Annotated in this window: 18 protein-coding genes; 6 read left to right on the forward strand and 12 right to left on the reverse strand. The window is 68.1% G+C overall.

Annotated elements, in window-relative coordinates; genetic code table 11:
- Nucleotides 1-1,665, reverse strand: a complete 1,665-nt coding sequence (ccoN, locus tag BO64_RS00080) for a cytochrome-c oxidase, cbb3-type subunit I (protein WP_496401225.1) — start codon at nt 1,663-1,665, stop codon at nt 1-3.
- A gap of 130 nt (nt 1,666-1,795) precedes the next feature.
- Here ccoN and BO64_RS00085 point away from each other — a divergent pair, with 130 nt between their 5' ends.
- Together BO64_RS00085 and BO64_RS00090 are read left to right on the forward strand one after the other, a co-directional pair.
- Nucleotides 1,796-2,083, forward strand: a complete 288-nt coding sequence (locus BO64_RS00085; protein ID WP_496401226.1) for a hypothetical protein — start codon at nt 1,796-1,798, stop codon at nt 2,081-2,083.
- Between the two features lie 94 nt (nt 2,084-2,177).
- Entirely contained in the window at nt 2,178-2,825 is a 648-nt protein-coding gene (locus tag BO64_RS00090; protein ID WP_496401227.1) for an OmpW/AlkL family protein, read from the forward strand.
- A 45-nt stretch (nt 2,826-2,870) separates the two neighbouring features.
- Here the strand turns inward: BO64_RS00090 and bcsS are convergent, their stop codons facing one another.
- Together bcsS and BO64_RS00100 are read right to left on the reverse strand one after the other, a co-directional pair.
- Nucleotides 2,871-3,572: a cellulose biosynthesis protein BcsS gene (gene bcsS / locus BO64_RS00095; protein WP_496401228.1), complete on the reverse strand. Its 702-nt coding sequence runs from the start codon at nt 3,570-3,572 to the stop codon at nt 2,871-2,873.
- A 51-nt stretch (nt 3,573-3,623) separates the two neighbouring features.
- Nucleotides 3,624-4,805, reverse strand: a complete 1,182-nt coding sequence (locus BO64_RS00100; protein ID WP_496401229.1) for an endo-1,4-beta-xylanase — start codon at nt 4,803-4,805, stop codon at nt 3,624-3,626.
- A gap of 114 nt (nt 4,806-4,919) precedes the next feature.
- Between BO64_RS00100 and BO64_RS00105 the strand changes: the two genes are divergently transcribed.
- Entirely contained in the window at nt 4,920-5,984 is a 1,065-nt protein-coding gene (locus tag BO64_RS00105) for an endo-1,4-beta-xylanase (protein WP_496401230.1), read from the forward strand.
- A gap of 15 nt (nt 5,985-5,999) precedes the next feature.
- On the opposite strand, the gene BO64_RS00110 is transcribed toward BO64_RS00105, so the two are convergent.
- The 3 genes from BO64_RS00110 to BO64_RS00120 are packed head-to-tail and all read right to left on the reverse strand — an operon-like array spanning nt 6,000 to nt 9,633.
- Nucleotides 6,000-7,139 carry an NAD-dependent epimerase/dehydratase family protein gene (locus tag BO64_RS00110; RefSeq protein WP_496401231.1) on the reverse strand — a complete coding sequence of 380 codons (1,140 nt, stop codon included), beginning with the start codon at nt 7,137-7,139 and terminating at the stop codon, nt 6,000-6,002.
- A 33-nt stretch (nt 7,140-7,172) separates the two neighbouring features.
- On the reverse strand, nt 7,173-8,609 hold the full coding sequence (locus BO64_RS00115) for a glycosyltransferase family 2 protein (protein WP_496401232.1): 1,437 nt from the start codon (nt 8,607-8,609) through the stop codon (nt 7,173-7,175).
- 40 nt (nt 8,610-8,649) lie between these two features.
- Entirely contained in the window at nt 8,650-9,633 is a 984-nt protein-coding gene (locus BO64_RS00120) for a UDP-glucuronic acid decarboxylase family protein (RefSeq protein WP_496401320.1), read from the reverse strand.
- A 421-nt stretch (nt 9,634-10,054) separates the two neighbouring features.
- Here BO64_RS00120 and BO64_RS00125 point away from each other — a divergent pair, with 421 nt between their 5' ends.
- Nucleotides 10,055-11,311 (forward strand): TonB-dependent receptor, encoded by a 1,257-nt coding sequence (locus BO64_RS00125; protein ID WP_496401233.1) that lies wholly within the window; start codon nt 10,055-10,057, stop codon nt 11,309-11,311.
- A gap of 7 nt (nt 11,312-11,318) precedes the next feature.
- Here the strand turns inward: BO64_RS00125 and BO64_RS00130 are convergent, their stop codons facing one another.
- From BO64_RS00130 to BO64_RS00145, 4 genes are all read right to left on the reverse strand, one after another.
- Nucleotides 11,319-11,870 (reverse strand): hypothetical protein, encoded by a 552-nt coding sequence (locus BO64_RS00130; protein WP_496401234.1) that lies wholly within the window; start codon nt 11,868-11,870, stop codon nt 11,319-11,321.
- A complete protein-coding gene (locus tag BO64_RS00135; RefSeq protein WP_496401235.1) occupies nt 11,867-12,484 on the reverse strand; it encodes a C39 family peptidase in 618 nt (205 codons plus the stop codon). Before BO64_RS00135 ends, BO64_RS00130 begins: the two co-directional genes overlap by 4 nt.
- Before the next feature lie 146 nt (nt 12,485-12,630).
- Entirely contained in the window at nt 12,631-13,056 is a 426-nt protein-coding gene (locus tag BO64_RS00140) for a hypothetical protein (RefSeq protein WP_496401236.1), read from the reverse strand.
- Between the two features lie 59 nt (nt 13,057-13,115).
- Nucleotides 13,116-13,898 (reverse strand): hypothetical protein, encoded by a 783-nt coding sequence (locus BO64_RS00145; RefSeq protein WP_496401237.1) that lies wholly within the window; start codon nt 13,896-13,898, stop codon nt 13,116-13,118.
- Nucleotides 13,899-14,425: 527 nt separating this feature from the next.
- Here BO64_RS00145 and BO64_RS00150 point away from each other — a divergent pair.
- Entirely contained in the window at nt 14,426-15,064 is a 639-nt protein-coding gene (locus tag BO64_RS00150) for a Crp/Fnr family transcriptional regulator (RefSeq protein WP_496401238.1), read from the forward strand.
- Nucleotides 15,065-15,184: 120 nt separating this feature from the next.
- Nucleotides 15,185-15,913 carry a Crp/Fnr family transcriptional regulator gene (locus tag BO64_RS00155; RefSeq protein WP_496401239.1) on the forward strand — a complete coding sequence of 243 codons (729 nt, stop codon included), beginning with the start codon at nt 15,185-15,187 and terminating at the stop codon, nt 15,911-15,913.
- Nucleotides 15,914-15,927: 14 nt separating this feature from the next.
- On the opposite strand, the gene BO64_RS00160 is transcribed toward BO64_RS00155, so the two are convergent.
- Nucleotides 15,928-16,485 carry a cupin domain-containing protein gene (locus BO64_RS00160; RefSeq protein WP_496401240.1) on the reverse strand — a complete coding sequence of 186 codons (558 nt, stop codon included), beginning with the start codon at nt 16,483-16,485 and terminating at the stop codon, nt 15,928-15,930.
- Between the two features lie 171 nt (nt 16,486-16,656).
- Nucleotides 16,657-17,226 carry a TetR/AcrR family transcriptional regulator gene (locus BO64_RS00165; RefSeq protein WP_496401241.1) on the reverse strand — a complete coding sequence of 190 codons (570 nt, stop codon included), beginning with the start codon at nt 17,224-17,226 and terminating at the stop codon, nt 16,657-16,659.
- Nucleotides 17,227-17,265: the final 39 nt, after the last annotated feature.

Genomic DNA, 17,265 nt, shown 5'->3' on the forward strand with positions numbered 1-17,265 from the left:
TTACTCAGCCGCCACGAGGGCGGGGGCGGGCGCGGCGATCGGGGTCTCGAGCTCAGCCTTGGCCGGGCTCGGCATGCGGATCGTACGCCACAGGTTGTAAGACATGATCACCGCGCCCGCGAGGAACATGAGACCGCCGAGGGTGCGGATGATGTTGGGGATGTGCTTGGCCGCCACGGTCTCGACGAAGGCGTTCGCGAGGTAGCCCTGCGGCGTGTATTCCCGCCACATCAGGCCTTCCATGATCCCGGAGACCCACATCGAGGAGATGTAGAGGAGCACGCCGGTGGTCGCGATCCAGAAGTGCCACTCGACGAGGGCGGTCGAGTACAGCCGCTCCTTCTTCCACAGCCACGGCACCAGGCAGTAGATGCAGGCGAAGGTGATGAAGCCGTTCCAGCCGAGCGCGCCGGAGTGCACGTGGCCGATGGTCCAGTCGGTGTAGTGGCTGAGCGCATTGACGGAGCGGACGCTCATCAGCGGCCCTTCGAAGGTCGCCATGCCGTAGAAGGCGATGGCCACCACCATCATGCGGATGACGGGGTCGGTGCGGACCTTGTCCCAGGCGCCCGAGAGCGTCATCAGGCCGTTGATCATGCCGCCCCACGAGGGCATCCACAGCATGATCGAGAAGGTCATCCCCAGGGTCTGCGTCCACTGCGGCAGGGCCGTGAAGTGCAGGTGGTGGGGACCGGCCCAGATGTAGATGAAGATCAGCGACCAGAAGTGGACGATGGACAGGCGGTACGAATAGACCGGCCGCTCCGCGCGCTTGGGCACGAAGTAGTACATCATCGCCAGGAAGCCGGCCGTCAGGAAGAAGCCGACGGCGTTGTGGCCGTACCACCATTGGGTCAGGGCGTCCTGGACGCCCGCGAAGGCTGAATAGCTCTTCGCCTCGAGCAGCCCCACCGGCATCGCCAGGTTGTTGACGATGTGCAGCATGGCGATGGTGATGATGAAGGCGAGGTAGAACCAGTTGGCCACGTAGATGTGGCGTTCCTTGCGCTTCCAGATCGTGCCCAGGAACACCAGCAGGTAGGCGACCCAGACGATGGTCAGCCACAGGTCCACGTACCACTCGGGCTCGGCGTATTCCCGCGACTGGGTGATGCCGGCCAGGTAGCCGGTGGCCGCCAGGACGATGAACAGCTGGTAGCCCCAGAAGACGAACCACGGCCAGGCGCCCCCCGCGAGCCTGGTCTTGCAGGTGCGCTGGACGACGTAGAAGGACGTGGCGATCAGGGCGTTGCCGCCGAAGGCGAAGATCACGGCGCTGGTGTGCAGCGGCCGCAGGCGGCCGAAGTTAAGCCAGCCCGCCTCCGGGAAATAAAGCAGGTTGGGCCAGGCGAGTTGGGCGGCGACGAACACGCCGGCCGCCAGGCCCGCGATGGCCCAGAACATGGTGGCGATGACGCCGGCGCGGACGACGCCATCGTTGTAGCGGGTGGGGTCAGACCGGAAGCGGCCCGAGCCTAGCCCGACGGTCATCAGCAGGAACGCGGACACGAAGCCCGCGATCATGACGTAACCGTGGAAACGGAAGGCCGGGTCCGGCGTGAACGCCGTCGCCAGGATCGATCCGAAGGCCAGCAGGCCGGTGAATGTGTAGAGAAGGATCGCGTCGAACGGCGCGTCCTCCGGAGGTGCGACTGCCTGGGTCATGGATCCGAACGGGCGGTTGAGAGACGCCCAGTCCATGCCGCGATGCGGAATCTGCGGCCTTGATATCGGTCAACGACCCCTCGGGCGCATCGAGCCAGAACGCGGCCGCCCATCCCTGCAGGAGTCTTTAATGTCGCGCCAGCCCCATCTCGACGAAGACGTGCTGCTGCGTCGCGGCTTCGCTCTCCTCGGCGTGATCCTGCTGGCGAGCGCCGCCCTCGCCTTGGACGCCGCCCGCGAACACATGGCCTGGCTGTCGGCCATCTGCGGCGACGCGACGCATCCCCACTGCGGCTGGTGCTACGCCACGGCCGGCTTCGCCTTGGCCGGCCTGTCGGCCCTCGTCGCTGCGGTCCGCCCGGCCCGCCGCGTCGCCCCGGTCGCCACCCGGGTCGCGGGCAAGACCCACCCCGACTGAGGTTTGCGGCAGATCAAGGCGCAGCTTGCCGGCGCCTGCGACCCCAACGTCAGGGCGGCCCTCCCCCAGGCCGCCAAGAACAAGGGGATATCCTATGACCGCCAAGTCCGTCTTCCTGGCCGCCGCCGCCACCCTCCTGGCCGCGGGCGCCGCCCAGGCTCAGGACTTCACCCCCAAGAGCGCCGGCACGGTGATGCTGAACACCCGCCTGAGCGTGGTGGCGCCTGATGCTGGCGATCCGATCACCACCCTCGGCGGCGCGGCCACCGGCCTGAAGGCCGAGGTGAGCGACGACGTCATGCCGACCCTCGGCCTCACCTACTTCTTCACCGACAATGTCGCTGTCGAGGTGATCGCCGGCACCACCGAGCACACCATCCGCGCCAAGGGCGCCGGCGCCGACGTGAAGGTGCAGGAGACCTGGGTGCTGCCGCCGGTGGTGTCGCTGCAGTACCACTTCGCCCCGGCCGCCCGGGTCAGCCCCTATGTGGGAGCGGGCGTGAACTACATGCTGTTCTACAGCGAGAAGGACCACAACGGCTTCGGCCTGAAGGTGGACGACGGCTTCGGCTATGCCCTGCAGGCCGGCGTCGACGTCGCCCTGCGCGACCGCTGGAGCGTCAATGTCGACGTGAAGAAGATCTTCTTCGAGACCGACGCCAAGGACCGCTTCAACGGCGTCAAGTCCAAGGTGAACCTCGACCCGTGGGTCGTCTCCGGCGGCCTCGGCTACAAGTTCTGAGGATGCGGAAGGGGCCGGCCAAGCCGGCCCCTTTTTCATTCGGCCCTAGAAGGTCCGCCGCAGGCTGACGCTGCCGTAGGCCCCGTCCCTGGCCTTGGAGTCGGCCGCCCCCGCCGCGAAGCGGATCTGCCAGTCGCCCCCGCCGAACGCCGCCACCGCCCCGGCCCTCTGGCGGTCGTAGTTCGGATCGCCGTCGAGGATCGCCTCGACGCCGAGCCGGAACCCCGGCCCCACTGCGCGGGTCACCTCCGCCCGGACATAATAGTCCTCGGAATTGAACCCGTAGGACGCAAAGCCCCCCACCTGCCAGGCCCTCGCCGGGGTGGTCTCGCCGCTGATCGACACCATCGGGTCCCACTGGCTGCCCCGATTGGGATTGCCGGGATCATCGGGCGACAGGTCCGTGTCGGTGTAACGTGCGCCCACTCCGGCGTCGAAATAGCCCCAGGGTCCCCAGCGCTGGTAGAGCAGCGCCGCCTCGCCCCGCACCTGCTCGCTCTTCACGCGCCCGGTCGGGCCGTCGTAGCGATTGTCGCTGCCCGAGACGATGCCGCGCACGGCCAGGCCTCCCTCGCCGCTCATCCGGGCGACGGGTACGGTGACCCCGGCGAAGGCCAGTCGATCAGCGCCCACGCCGACGCCCCCGAACACCGTGGGCCCCGGCTGGGCCAGGGAGGCCCCCAGGGGCACGCTCGCGGAAATGAGGCCAAGCGCCAGCCTACTCGCGATCCGGCTTGCTGCCGCCATCTTGCAACCTCCTCGCCGCAGCCCGGCGGCCCGCCCTTGGTCGCATGCCGGTCAGTTGATCGACCCGTCAGATGATAGGCCGCCGGTAGGATTCCTACCGCCCGCACGCCCCGCCGGCGGCGCCGCGAGGAAAGCGTCGCGGATCGCCACATACATCGGCTTGCGCTCCAGGGCCGCATCCAGGGGCAGGCCGCGGTTGAGCCCCGGGTCGGTCCCATCGCGCCACGCCATGGGCCAGCGCGCGCGGTCGTCCTCGGTGACCTTCAGCCAGGAATAGCGGTCCGCCAGGCCCCAGGTGGTCACGCTCCGGACCGCGGGAGAAGCCAGCACCGCGTCCAGATAGGCCTTCACCGCCGCCGCCGCCTCGGCGTCCCGGCGCTCGGCAGGCAGGACGTACTCAGCCTCCTTCACATCCAGTTCCGTGACGAGCACGAACAGGCCGCGCGACGCCAGTTCCTCCACGAGGCCGGCCACCTTCTCCTGGGCGACGTGGCCCCGCCGAAGGTCCAGGTGCCCTTGGAGCCCGACGCCGTCCAGGGGCGCCCCGGTGCGCCGCAGCTCGTCGATCAGCCGCAGCAGGCGGGAACGACGGGCCTCGTCGATCGCGTCGTCGTATTCCAGCCCGTACTCGTTGAGCAGCAGCCCGGCGCTCGGCGCCAGGCTCCGGGCGCTGTCGAAAGCGCGGCGGATGTAGTCCGGCCCGAAGGCCGCCAGGAAAGCGCTTTCCCTCAGGCCATCGGCCTGGTGCTGGGGCTCCACCGGCTCATTGACCACGTCCCACAGGCGGACCTGTTCGCCGTAACGGCCGGTGACCAGGGCGAAATGCCGGTGAACCAGCCCCCAGTCCCGGTCCCGCTGCATCTGGAACGCCGCCCAGCCGGGCGTGCTCTGGTCCCACAGGAGGGCGTGACCATAGAGCGGTTTGCCCCGCCGACGGGCGAACGCCGCCAGGGCGTCCATCCGGGTCAGGTCCGGCCGACCCGGCTCGGGTTCGATGGCGTCCCACTTCAGGGAGAGCTCCGGCGTCAGGGTGTCGCACTCGCGCATCACCGTCTCGGCGAAGGCGAAGTCTTCCCGTAGGGCTCTCAGCTCGACGGCCGCGCCGTAGGTTCGCCCGCTCCGACGAGCGGCGGCCGCGAGCGTGTCCGGTTGGGGGCGAGCCATGCAGGCGGCTCCGGCCATGGCGCTTCCGGCGCCGGCGATGACGGCCCGGCGCGTCACGTCCGCCGCCATGACGGTTCCTCCCGTCGGGCGTCCTCACGGTCGGTTAAGCCAGTTCGGCCATCGTCCACGCGACCGCTACGGTGGTGGGGAAAGGTGATGCAGCGGCGTCTTCGCCGAAGGGACATGCTTGCGGGCCTGGTCGCCGCCCCGCTGATGGCGGCGGCGCCCGCCCCGGCCGGCCCGGCGCCGCTGGGCAGCCGGGGGCTGGCCGCAGCCGCCGCGGCCCAGGGCCGGTATTTCGGCGCCGCCGCCCGCATCGACCAGCTCGCCGAGGACACCGCGCTACGCCGGACGCTGCTGCGCGACTGCGCCTGGGTGACGCCCGAGTTCCACATGAACTGGGACTATGTGGCCCCGGCCCCTCGCCGCTGGAACTTTCGCGCCGCCGACGGCCTCGTGACCTTCGCATCCGACGCCGGCCTCAAGATCCGCGGCCACAGCCTGATCTGGGACCAAAGCACGCCCGCCTGGGCCGCCGCGGCCCTGGCGGAGGACGGCGACTGGAGCCTCGTCCGCCGTCACTTCCGGACGCTCATCGGCCGCTGGGGGCCGCGGGTGGACGCCTGGAACGTGGTCAACGAACCCATCGCCCGCGACGGGGACGGCCTGCTGCCCAACGTCTTCCTGCAGGCCTTCGGCCCGGACTACGTGCGCCGGGCGCTCGACGAAGCCCATGGGCTTGATCCGCAGGCGCGCCTCGCCGTCAACGACTACGGCTTCGACTACGACAACCCCACCGAAGCGGCCCGCCGCCGCAGCTTCCTTCGCCTGCTGGAACAGCTGAAGGCCGCGGGCGCGCCGCTGCACGAGGTCGGGGTCCAGGCGCACCTCGATCTGGGCAAGGGCCCGATCCGCCGAGACGTGGTCGCGCCCTTCCTCCAGGCCATCGCTGACCTCGACCTGCGGATCGTCATCAGCGAGCTCGACGTTCAGGAGCGGGACTTCACCCTGCCCCTGGCCGAGCGCGATCGCCGGGTCGCCGACGAGGTGCGCCGCTACCTCGACATCGCCCTGGACCAGCCGGCAGTGGAGGGCGTGATCACCTGGGGCCTCAGCGACATCCATTCCTGGCTCCAGCAGCCCGAGCTCGTCGAGGCTCACGGCCTCAACCGCGGCCTGCCCTACGACGCGGCGCTGCGGCCTAAACCGATGTACCGCGCGCTGCGGGACGCCTTCGCGAGCGCCTGAGGCCGCGGCCACGGCTCACACCACCAGCCGGCTTTCGGCCAGCTGCCGCAGGCTCTCTTCGGCCCGGTCCTCGGGCCGGCCCACGCTGGCCACCCAGTCCACCAGCTCGCCGAGCCCCGTCTCCAGGTCCCGCGGCGACGAGGCGCCGAAGGTCGCCGCGAACCGGCTCACGTCCGGATAGCAATGGCGGATGTCTCCGGCCCGGTACTGCTGCAGGAACTCGGGCGCGATGTTCCGATGCAGCACCCGAGCCAGCAGAATGGCCAGGTCCCCGACGCTGATCGGCCGGCCGCTGCCGACGTTGAAGGCGTCCCATATGGCTCCGTCGTGCTCCAGCACCGTGGCGAAGGCCTCGGCCACGTCCGACACATGCACGAAATCGCGGAGCTGCGCCCCGTCCTCGAAGACCAGGGGCGGCCGGTCGTTGAGCAGGCGTGAGATGAAGATGGCCGCCACCCCGGTGTACGGATTGCTCAGCGCCTGGCGCGAGCCGTAGGCATTGAACAGCCGCAGGGCCACTGTGGGAATGTCCAGCGCGCGACCGACCGCCAGGAACATGTCCTCGTGGTCGCGCTTGTTGATCGCGTAGATGGAGGCCGGCTGCAGGCGCTTGTCCTCCGGCGTCGGCATGGGCTCCAGCGGCTCGCCATCGAACTCCACGTCCCATCGACGGGCCATGAGCTGCTCGCGGCTGCGCGGCTCCGGCGTGATCACCTCGCCGGTGGACGGGCGACGGTAGGCGCCCTCGCCGTAGATCGACATGGACGAGGCCACCGCCATCCGGCGGACGCTGTGGCCGCCCTTGGCCAGGGCCTCCAGCACCACGGCCGCCGCCAGGGTGTTGTTGCGGGTGTAGTCGACCATGTTGGTCATGCTCTGGCCCACGCCCACCGAAGCCGCGAGATGGACGAGGTGGGTCACCCCGGGCAGGGCCGCCTCGAAGACGCCCGGCTGCAGGATGTCGCCGCGCCGCCGCCGGACGCGCCGGTCGAGATAGACGGGCCAACCGTCGGCGTCGCGGTCGGCCAGTTCGTGGACCTGCGGAAGCAGGCAGTCGAGGACAGTCACTTCGTAGCCGCGGGCGAGCAGGGTGTCGGCCAGATGCGAGCCGATGAAGCCGGCGCCGCCGGTGATGAGCGCATGACGCGGGGCCATGGGGCAAACTCCAAAGTTGGATGTTTTCGGGGATCAGCTGGCGATCTGGTGGGCGGCGCCGCCGTAGTGGACCTGGATCAGGTCCTCGTTGGCGTTGACCTTCTCGGTGCGCTCCCAGACCTGGCCGAGGTCACGCAGGTACATCCAGATGCCGATCGCCTGGGGCACCAGCCACAGCCACCAGTAGGCGATCACGAACAGCGGATTGACCCGCAGCATGTAGGCGACCCGCTCCCCGAAGCTGTCGAGCACCAGCCCGGTGCGCCGCCAGGTGTTCACGTAGAGACACATCAGGGCGACGAGGAAGGCGAGCGTGTTGATCACCGCCAGCCACACCAGCCACACGGGCAGCACGTTCTGGCCGGTGAACAGGGTCCACAGGGCCCAGGCGCCCACGGGATAGCCCACCACATTGATCCAGAGGGACAGGCACGGCAGGAAGTTCAGCCAGGCCTTGGCCTTCTCGAGCAGGGTGAACTCCATCCGCGTCAGGGGCTCGCCCAGGCTCTGAAAGAAGCCGCAGATCCAGCGTTTGCGCTGGGTGATGCCGCGCCCGAAGGTGAGCGGCACCTCCTCGATCAACGGGCTCTCGATGACCCCCAGACGCTTGCCGTTCTTCCAGAAGCGCATGCCGACTTCCGGATCCTCGATGGTGATCCAGGGATGGAAGCTGCCGAGCTCGTAGAGATCGCTCGCCTTGAAGAAGAGGCCCTTGCCCAGCATCCAGAACGGCTGGCGCCCGCCGCCCGACAGATGGGCGTACTTCATGCCGTCCCAGTTCATATGGTCGAAGGCGTGCCAGCTGGCGGCCAGGCTGGCGTTGAGGTTGCCGGCCACGTTCTTGGCCTGCAGCACGTCGTAGCTGCGCATGCCCGCGACGGCGGCCATGAAATGGCCGGGCGGCGGACAGCTGTCGGCGTCGATGTAGTTGACCAGGAACTCCTCGCCGCCGCGGTCCTGATAGAGATGATAGAAGGCGTAGATCAGCTGCCGCGTCTTCTTCGGGGGCAGCTTGCGCTCGCCCGCCCGGCGGCCCACGTGCCACCAGTAGCACTTGGGGTTGGCGTCCCAGGCGTCCCACACGAGCTGCCAGCTCGGATGGTCGGTGGGCGGGACCTCCATGACCTCCAGGAACGGAAATTCGCCCTGCAGGCGGCGCAGGGCGGCGATGGTGCGCGTGTCGTCCCAGTTGGGGATGGCGACCACCTGCCGCTTGGCGGCCGGGTAGCGGATCCGCCCCAGGGAGACGAGCGTCGTCCGCATGGTGGACTCCAGCTCGTTCAGCACCGGGTAGAACATCACGATGTGCGGATAGTCACGCTCCGGGACCTGCTCGGCGTCCGAGAGCCGGACCCGGTTGATGGGCAGGCCATAGAGGTAGAGCTCGTTCAGGAACCCAAGCGCGTAGAGGATCTGGGTGACGGCGAAGGCCACCACCAGGAATGCGGTGATGTCGAGGGCGTCTAGCATGCGGCAATCCTCAGCTGGGTCCGATGGTTGAGCGGACCGGTCACAAGGCCACGCCTTCACTCTGGGCGGTGGCCATCGGCGCGCGACCGCGCTGCAGCCGGCGCATGAAGCTGACAACCGTGCGTTCGAGGCCCTCGCGGAGCGGCACCTGCGGCGTCCAGCCGAGCCGGCTCTGCGCCAGGCGTATGTCCGGCTTGCGCCGCCGCGGATCGTCGACGGGCAGCGGGCGATAGACGATGCGGGAGCGCGAGCCCGTGATCTCGAGCACCAGTTCGGCCAGCTCGCGCACGGTGATCTCGACCGGATTGCCCAGATTGACCGGGCCGCGCAGGTCGGCGGGGGACTCCATCATCCGCAGGAACCCGTCGACCAGGTCTTCGACGTAGCAGAACGACCGCGTCTGGGTGCCGTCGCCGTAGAGGGTGATGTCCTCGCCGTTCAGCGCCTGGACAATGAAGTTCGAGACGACCCGGCCGTCCTCGAACTGCATCCGGGGCCCGTAGGTATTGAAGATACGGACGATCTTCACCGGCACGCCCCATTGGGTGCTGTAGTCGGTAAACAGGGTCTCGGCGAAGCGCTTGCCTTCGTCGTAGCAGGCCCGCGGGCCTACCGGATTGACGTGGCCGCGATAGGTTTCGGTCTGCGGGTGGACCTCCGGGTCGCCATAGACCTCCGAGGTGGAGGCCTGGCAAGCGCAGGCCCCGTCACGGTGCGCCCGCTCCAGCACGTTCAGCGAGCCCACGGCGCAGGCCAGGGCCGTGCGCACCCTGTCGGCCTGGTAGTGAATGGGCGAGGCCGGACACGCTAGGTTGTAGATCTCATCGAAGCGGGGCAAGTCTTCGGGAAACGGCTTCGAGATGTCGTGATCCACGAGCGTGAATCCCGGCGCCCCCATGAGGGTTTCGATGTTCTCGGCCGATCCCGTCTGGAAGTTGTCGATACAGACCACCTCGTTGCCGGCGGCGAGCAGAGCCTCGCAGAGATGCGAGCCGATGAAGCCTGCCCCGCCGGCCACGGCCACCACCTTGCCGCTCCCGCGCCCGATCCGTCGCCCGGAGCCCTCTGAAAACGTTCGGATTTCCGTGACTTGCCCGGAATCTCCACCTTCGCGACCAGCCTGCCGCCGCCCCCCGCGCGGCGCCCCCAACGACGGCGTCCCCCCGCTGATCGCCTGGCCTCGGTCGTCGCTGCGCATCATCATCACCGACCCGTCCGTTCTACTTGTGAGACGTTGAGCCGCGACGCTCGCATGCGCTCCGAAGGCCAAACATTGTCAAAAGCCACCGGGCGCTTCTCTTTCCCCCAAAGCTTTCCGATGATCTTATTGTGAAGGTTGTCCTTCAGGCGTCGACTTCGGACAGCCAGTACATCTTATGAAAAAGGGAAGGCCTTACAGGCGCTGCTAACTGCCCCCTCGCCTGTCGAAGACGAAGGGGAACGGCGTGTCCAAGACCTTGCTTTGCGGGACGGCCTCGGCGCTTGCGCTCGGCCTTTCCACGTTCGGGGGAGCGGCCCAGGCGCAGACGACGGAGGACCTGCGAGACTCCGTAGAGGCCCTTCAGGCCCAGGTCGTCGCCCAGCAGGCGCTGCTGGAACGGCAAGCGGCCGAGATCGAACGGCTGAAACAGCTGTCCGACGCCATCCTGGCCGCCGCCCAGGGCCGCGGCCAGGGCCCCGCCGGGGCGCCCGGCCAGCCGGCCGCCGGGACGCTGGCCGCATCACCTGGACCTGTGGCTCAGGTCCCGACCACCCAACCCACTGTCGGCGAGCCGCCGCCGCCCGCCCCGCCGGTGGAGGTGGCGGCTGTGCCTGAGGGCTACGGCGTGCTCACGCCCAAGGGCCACGGGGTCGTCGAACCTTCGATCGATTTCACCCACGGCTCCACCAACCGCCTGGTGTTCCGCGGCGTCGAGATCGTCACCGGCATTCAGATCGGGGTGATCGAAGCCTCGGACGCCGACCGCAACGCCATCTCCGGTGCGCTGTCCTTGCGCTACGGCCTGCTGGATCGCCTGGAGGTCGAGGCCCGTGTGCCTTACCTCTATCGCGACGACCGGGTGACCACCCTCGCCCAGCGGGACGAAACCATCACCCGCACCTTCAACCTCGACGGTCACGACATCGGCGACGTCGAGCTGGCGGCCCGCTACCAGATCAACCGGGGCCTCAAGGGCTGGCCGGTGTTCATCGCCGGCCTGCGCTACAAGAGCGACACTGGCACCAGCCCCTTCGAGGTTGATCGCGACTCCGCCGGCGTGGCCAAGGAACTGGCCACCGGGTCCGGGTTCTGGGGCCTCGAGGGCTCGCTGAACTTCCTCTACCCGACCGACCCGATCGTGCTGTTCGGCGGGCTCAGCTACCTGTCCCACCAGCCGAAGGACATCAACAAGGTCGTCGGCGAGGTGCTGGTCCGGAAAGTGGATCCCGGCGACTCCCTGAGCATGAACGCCGGCTTCGGCTTCGCCCTGAACCCGCGCTTCTCGTTCTCGCTAGGCTACAAGCACAGCTACATCTGGCCGACCAAGTCGGTGCTCGGAAACACCCTGCAGAAGTCCGACAGTCTTCAGGTAGGCGCCTTCACCTTCGGCTGGTCGCTGGCCCTGAGCGAGCGGGTCTCGATCGCCAACAGCTACGAGATCGGCACGACCAGCGACGCCCCCGACATGCGGGTGGTGCTCCGGGTTCCCATCCGCTTCTGATCGGCCGTCACAGCCCGCCGAGAGCCGAGATCGAGCCGAACGACAGCTCATCCACCAGGCGCAGGCCGGTCAGTTGCCGACCCATGTCGGTCTGGGTCTCGCCAAAGCCCGGCAGCACCAGGGTGATGTCGACTTCCTGGCGGTAGCTCCGATCGCTGTAGGTGTTGGTGAGCAGATTCACGAGCTGCCCCTGAGCCAGCTCGTGCATCACCACCGACCCGCCGGGGGTGACGTAGGTCTCGCCCAGGCCGACGGAACTCAGCTCCGCGGCGGTCAGCTGCGTCACGCCCTCGCCCAGCACCTGCTCCAGCATCGGCCCGTCCGGCGTCCAGACCAGCTGGGTCTCAAGGCTGAGGGCGCCGTTCTCGAAGGTGCGCATCACCGCCCCGAACTGGAAGGCCAGCTCGTCGGCCAGCAGGTAGCCGCCGCGATGTTCGGCCAGCTCGTCGTCGGACACGACTTCAAAGGCGCCGCCCTGGATCTGACCGGCGGCTGGCGCCACGTGAAGGTTCAGGGTCGCCGCGGCGGCCGCCGCGCCCAAAAGGCTGCTCAGTTTCACGGCTCGCCTCCGTTGATCACGCTCACCGGCGTGATTTGGTAGAGCGGCATCAGGTGCAGGGTCAGGGCGTTCAGGGTGTCCTGCGCCGCCGCCGTCCTGATGGGCGGCGTGGTCCAGGGGCCCCACTCGTTCACCTTGTTGAAGGCGCCCGGCCCGGTTTCGCCGTCCTCGCGCAACGCCAGGGCGATGCCGTTCCACATGCTGACGAACTGCGCTTTGGTGAAGCTGCGCAACCCCAGGGCGGGATCGCCAAGGAGGACCTTGTCGCCCTTGACGCCCTTCACCACCACGAAGTGGCGATAGCCGCCCATCTGGATCAGGACGATCACCGGAACGCCCTGCTCGCCGATGTCGTCCACCGTCATGCGGTAGCCCTCGGCCTGTAGCCCGTGGCTTTCCACGTAGCGCTTCATGTCCAGCATGGAGAACCCGACCTTGCGGATGAGCGCCTGATCGCCGCGCTCGTACATGCTGGTGAAGGCCTGCGCCTCAGTGGTCGGCCGGTTGTAGTGATAGGTCAGCAGGGTCGCCAGCGCGGCCGAGCCGCAGCTGAAGTCGTGCTCCTGCCTGACCACCGTGCGGAACGGAATGTCCCGCCAGCTCAGGACGCGCAATCGGGCGCCGGCCGCCTCCCCATGGAACTGCATCTGTCCCGCGGCCGGCGCCGAGGCGGCGATCCAAGCCACCGCCGCCAATGCGCCTGCCCCGAAGCATCGGCCGAAAGTCCGCCAGGTGCGCATGTCCGTAGCCTCCCCGCGAACTACTGGGTGACGATGATCGTCACGCTCACATTGCTCTGCAGGCTGTTGTTATGGCCGGTGTTCATCAGGAAGTTGCCGACACCGCCGAAGCCCGCCAGCGCATTGTCCGTCAGGCTGATCGCGCCGGACGTCACGCTCGCCGCAGAGATGGTGTTGCCGCTGCTCACCGCGGTGAGATCCTGGTCGGTGATCGAGATCGTCGTGTCGCCCTTGCCGCTCAGGTGGTCGAGGGCGTCGTCCGCGACGGCGACCTCCTCCAGGTCAGGCAGTTCGCCCAACGGCGGAACCAGGCCCGGAGCCGCGAACGGCTGGGCCGGATCGATCAGGGACACTGTTTCCTGCGCGACCGCATGGGGCGCCAGAACCAGGACGCCGGCCAGGACGCCGGCCATGGCGCCGGGCCTGAGGAATGAAGTCTGGATCATGGCCGTCTCCGGTTGAAAGGAAGAGACCGGTCGGCAAGCGCCGACCGGTCCAAAGGCCATTACTGGAAGGTGACGTTGGCGTTCGCCGACACCATCGTCGAGGCTTGGCCGGCCGAACCGAAGCCGCTGTTGTTGCTCGACGTATTGATGCCGCCGAAGCCTTGCATGGCGTTGCCCGACAGGCTGATCGCGCCGGTTTCGAGCGAGCGGCTGTCGCTGCCATCGCCCTGGTCGCCGCCGGTGAACGAGATGTTCGACACGTTGGCGCCGAGATCCTGGGTCGACAGGTTCACCCGCAGGTTCAGGTTCGTGGTCGTGGTGGAGTTGTCGGTGTTGTACGAGTCGGTCGCGTTGTTCGAGTTGACCGAATTGCCGTTCAGCCCGGACACGTCGATCGAGCTGTCGGTGTTGACCGACGAGTCAGTGTTGGTCGACAGGTCGTTGTTGTTGAAGCCCGACACGTCGAGCGAGTTGTCCGTGTTGACCGAAGAGTCGGTGTTGGTCGACAGGTCGTTGTTGTTCAGGCCCGACACGTCGAGCGAGTTGTCCGTGCTGGTGGACAGGTCGTTGTTGTTCAGACCCGACACGTCGACCGAGTTATCCATGTTGGTGGACAGGTCGTTGTTGTTCAGGCCCGACACGTCGACCGAGTTGTCGTCGTTCGAGCTGCTGTCCAGCGTGTTGCCGTTCAGCGCCGAGATGTCGAACGCCGTGGCGATGGAGCCGTTGGCGGCAGCCGCCGCATTGCCCTCATCCGCACCCGCACTCTGGGCCATGGCGGCGCCCGACAGAGCGAGCCCGAAAGCCAGGGCCGAAACCGACGTAACAAGCTTGATGTTCATGACTACCTCCTGTGGCCGCATTGGAAAATCGGCCCTCCGCTCCCCCCACGGCTACCGTGGAGGTTTGCTGTCCCAGCCCCGCGGTCATCCGCGGCCGTCAGCGATGGGGAACTTCGACGAAGTCCCACTTGCGGCGTGAGGAAGTATGATATTAACAATCGACAAGTTTCGGCCTCTAACTCGGCGCTTTACACGGCCAACGCTCAGATTCGTCAGCTGTATTCCTGTCAGGTTGAAAAAAGATCGACCAACCACACATTGGTGAATTTCTTATCCGTTTACCATTGCATACCGTCGCCTCCGGGCTTTCATAGGGCCGGGTCTCCCCGCTCCCAGTAAGAGGGACGGGTGCTCTGCAACCGGGCGTTTTGCCGCCGGGAGGGGAGGAGATCGGCTGCGCTGGAGGGGTGCAGATGTCGATGATCTATGCCAGCGGACACGCGTCCGCGCCGCCGTCGCCGACGGCGTTTGCGGGGCTTGGGGCGTTACGCGGGGAAATCAGCCGCGTAAGGAACTTCTGGTCCAGGGTGGAACGATATCCAGCAGGCGCCAGCCTGCGTCCTGGATCGTCGGTCCCGAGCAAGACCATAGTCCTCGTCTCGGGATGGGCGTGCGAGACGCGCATCCTGCATGACGGGCGACGGCAGATTTTCTCGATCCTGGTGCCGGGTGATGCGGTGGTCCTGCGGGCCGGCGCAGACATCGGTCGCCGGGCGGTCGTGGCCATGACCCGGCTCGAGGTGATCGATTCCGAGGCCTTGCTCACGGGCGAACCCGCCTCGGTGGAGGCCGTGCGCGCCTCCATCGCGGACTCGCTCCAGCGGCACGACGACCGGCTGCTGGACAATATGGTGCGGATCGGCCGGCTGACCGCCAAGGAGCGGATCCTGCACCTGCTGCTTGATCTCTACGACCGGCTGGACGCCGTGGGCCTGGTCAAGGAGGACACCTACCGGATTCCCCTGACGCAGGAGGCGTTCGCCGACCTGCTCGGGCTCAGCATCGTCCACATCAACCGGACCTTGCAGCAGCTCCGGCGGGAGGGGCTGATCTCCTTGAGCTACGGGTCGGTGACCCTGCCCAACCGGGCGCGGCTGGCGGCGAGAGCCTGCTACCGCCCCGTTGACGAGCCCCCAGAGCCCGGGCCCCGCTCTTTCCTGGGCTAGCATGGCCGGAGGGCGGGAAACCCGCCCTCCCCCATCGCGAATGTTAAAGCTGGGCTCCTTCAGGCGCCGTCTAACCCCCTGGTCGCGGTCAGCGTCTGCGATCCGCCAAGGGGCAGAGGGATGTCGGAGCTCGATCCTGCCACCCTCGGGTGGTTCAACGAGGCGCTTGATCACGCGCTGCAGGGCCTCGATCCGGAACACCTGCTTCCGCCCGAACGGGTGGAGAAGCTCCGCACCCTGCCTCGCAAGCTGGAGCGGCACGCGGCGGGCGAACGGGTCACCGCGGGCGCGCCGATGCGCCGGCTCAAGTGGATCGTCTCAGGCTGGGCCGGCGAGATGCATGTCCTGCCCGACACCCGTCGGCAGATCTGCTCCCTGCTGCTGCCGGGCGATATCTTCGCCGCGCCGCCGGTGGGACAGAACCTGCGCCGCGGTGTCGTCGCCCTGACCCGCCTGGACTGCCTCGACGTGCCGAGCCTGATCGACGGGCTGGATGAGACCGGGGACATGAACGCCCTGATCGAAAACCGCCTGCGCGATCAGACCGAGCGCCGCTACGACCACCTGACCCGGCTAGGCCAGCTCAGCGCGCCGCAGCGACTGGCCCATCTGCTGCTGGAACTCCACGAGCGGCTGCGGGTCGCTGGTCTGGCCAGCGACAACCACTTCCGCCTTCCTCTGACGCGCGAGCATCTGGCCGACGCCCTTGGCCTCAGCGTCGTACACCTCGACCGCAGCCTCAGGATGCTGCGCGTCCGGCGCCTGCTCGACATCCGTTTCGGGGGCGTGACCCTTCTCGACCAGCGCGAACTGCTCGTGCTCGCCGGCCGCGAACCGCACGCGGTCTAGCGTTCCCGGCCGTCCTAGGCCGGCCCCATCCGCAGGAGCCGCCGCCAGCGGCTGCGCCCCCAGGTGTCCCGGGCGACCACCAGCAGCAGCAGCTTGTCGGGGATGGCCGGGCGGACGAGCGGCGCCTCCGCACTGTCCACGAAGTCGCCCGGCCCGAAGATCGCCTCGCCTGACTGGGCCTCGCCGCTGAGCACGACGGCGCCCCACACGCCCTCCCGGCGGGACAACGACAACGGCGCCCCGTCGGCCGCCTCCACCAGCCATGCGGCCTCGCCGAGCCCGCTTACTCCTTGGAGCGGCGCGCCGAATATCCGGGGCCCGAGACTCCGCCAGGGGCCCCGCGGAATGTTCTGAAGAGACGGCGGCAGGCGCGCGTCGGCGTCCCCGGCGCCCGCCATGTCGAAGACGTCCGGCGCCGGCTGCGGCGGAAAGCCGTTCAGCGCCTGCACCGCGATGGTGCAGACCGAACAGAATTGCAGATGTACGCCGACGACGAGGGCGGCCCCCGGCGACAGGTTGGCCGTTGCATAGTCGGCTCGCACCTGGGCCGAAGGATGATGTCTGAGCGGCATTCCCGCGCCACCTCGCTCCAGCATTCAGATCTAGCCCGGCTCGTCGCGCCAGACCATTCCCCGGGCGCGCGATGCACTCAAAGCCGGACGCTCATTTTCCTAAACGGACGCCAGGCGAAACCACCTACCCGGAGTTGAGCCGACGCCACAACGAAATCGCCGCCCCCAGGTTCACCCCACGGCCCGCTGCAACGTATCGGCGAGACGTTCCGCGAGCCGCAGCCGCTCGGCCGGATCGTCCGCGCCGTTATTGTCGACCGCCCGGGACATGGCAGCGCCCATAATGATGGCGCCAAGTGTCCGCGCGCGCGCCCGCGCGTCCTCGCCCCCCAGCCATTCCTCCATCGGGCCGTAGAAGGACGCCTGGGTGTTGCAGCGGATCATCGGCCCCGCCTTGGGCGATGAGGCCGAGCGCAGGATGATCTGCAACATGCGCTGCTTGTCGTCTTCCAACGGATCCAGAAGCAGCCTCCGCGCCGTGCGAACCCCGAACTCCTCGCGGGGGCCTTCCAGGAGATCACGCACCGAACCGCTCTCGTTCAGGACGGTGGCGAACAGTTCCTCCTTCGAGCCGAAGTAGCGCAGCACCAGGGCCGGATCCACGCCAGCCTCCGCGGCGATGCCGCGCACGCTCGCATGGTCATAGCCATCCTCGGCGAAGCGCGACCGCGCCGCCGACAGGATCGCCGCGCGCGTCGCGGTCGCATTGCGGCTCCGGGACGGACTTTCCGGCTGGCTCATTGCGTCTCCCTGGTCGTCAACGGCCGTTGACTTAGTGCC

This window comes from Phenylobacterium composti DSM 19425, assembly GCF_059568645.1.

Coding starts and splice junctions, on each gene's coding strand:
- ccoN (WP_496401225.1), bottom strand. CDS start 1,665: ATGACCCAGGCAGTCGCACCTCCGGAGGACGCGCCGTTCGACGCGATC.
- BO64_RS00085 (WP_496401226.1), top strand. CDS start 1,796: ATGTCGCGCCAGCCCCATCTCGACGAAGACGTGCTGCTGCGTCGCGGC.
- BO64_RS00090 (WP_496401227.1), top strand. CDS start 2,178: ATGACCGCCAAGTCCGTCTTCCTGGCCGCCGCCGCCACCCTCCTGGCC.
- bcsS (WP_496401228.1), bottom strand. CDS start 3,572: ATGGCGGCAGCAAGCCGGATCGCGAGTAGGCTGGCGCTTGGCCTCATT.
- BO64_RS00100 (WP_496401229.1), bottom strand. CDS start 4,805: ATGGCGGCGGACGTGACGCGCCGGGCCGTCATCGCCGGCGCCGGAAGC.
- BO64_RS00105 (WP_496401230.1), top strand. CDS start 4,920: ATGCTTGCGGGCCTGGTCGCCGCCCCGCTGATGGCGGCGGCGCCCGCC.
- BO64_RS00110 (WP_496401231.1), bottom strand. CDS start 7,139: ATGGCCCCGCGTCATGCGCTCATCACCGGCGGCGCCGGCTTCATCGGC.
- BO64_RS00115 (WP_496401232.1), bottom strand. CDS start 8,609: ATGCTAGACGCCCTCGACATCACCGCATTCCTGGTGGTGGCCTTCGCC.
- BO64_RS00140 (WP_496401236.1), bottom strand. CDS start 13,056: ATGATCCAGACTTCATTCCTCAGGCCCGGCGCCATGGCCGGCGTCCTG.
- BO64_RS00145 (WP_496401237.1), bottom strand. CDS start 13,898: ATGAACATCAAGCTTGTTACGTCGGTTTCGGCCCTGGCTTTCGGGCTC.
- BO64_RS00155 (WP_496401239.1), top strand. CDS start 15,185: ATGTCGGAGCTCGATCCTGCCACCCTCGGGTGGTTCAACGAGGCGCTT.
- BO64_RS00160 (WP_496401240.1), bottom strand. CDS start 16,485: ATGCCGCTCAGACATCATCCTTCGGCCCAGGTGCGAGCCGACTATGCA.
- BO64_RS00165 (WP_496401241.1), bottom strand. CDS start 17,226: ATGAGCCAGCCGGAAAGTCCGTCCCGGAGCCGCAATGCGACCGCGACG.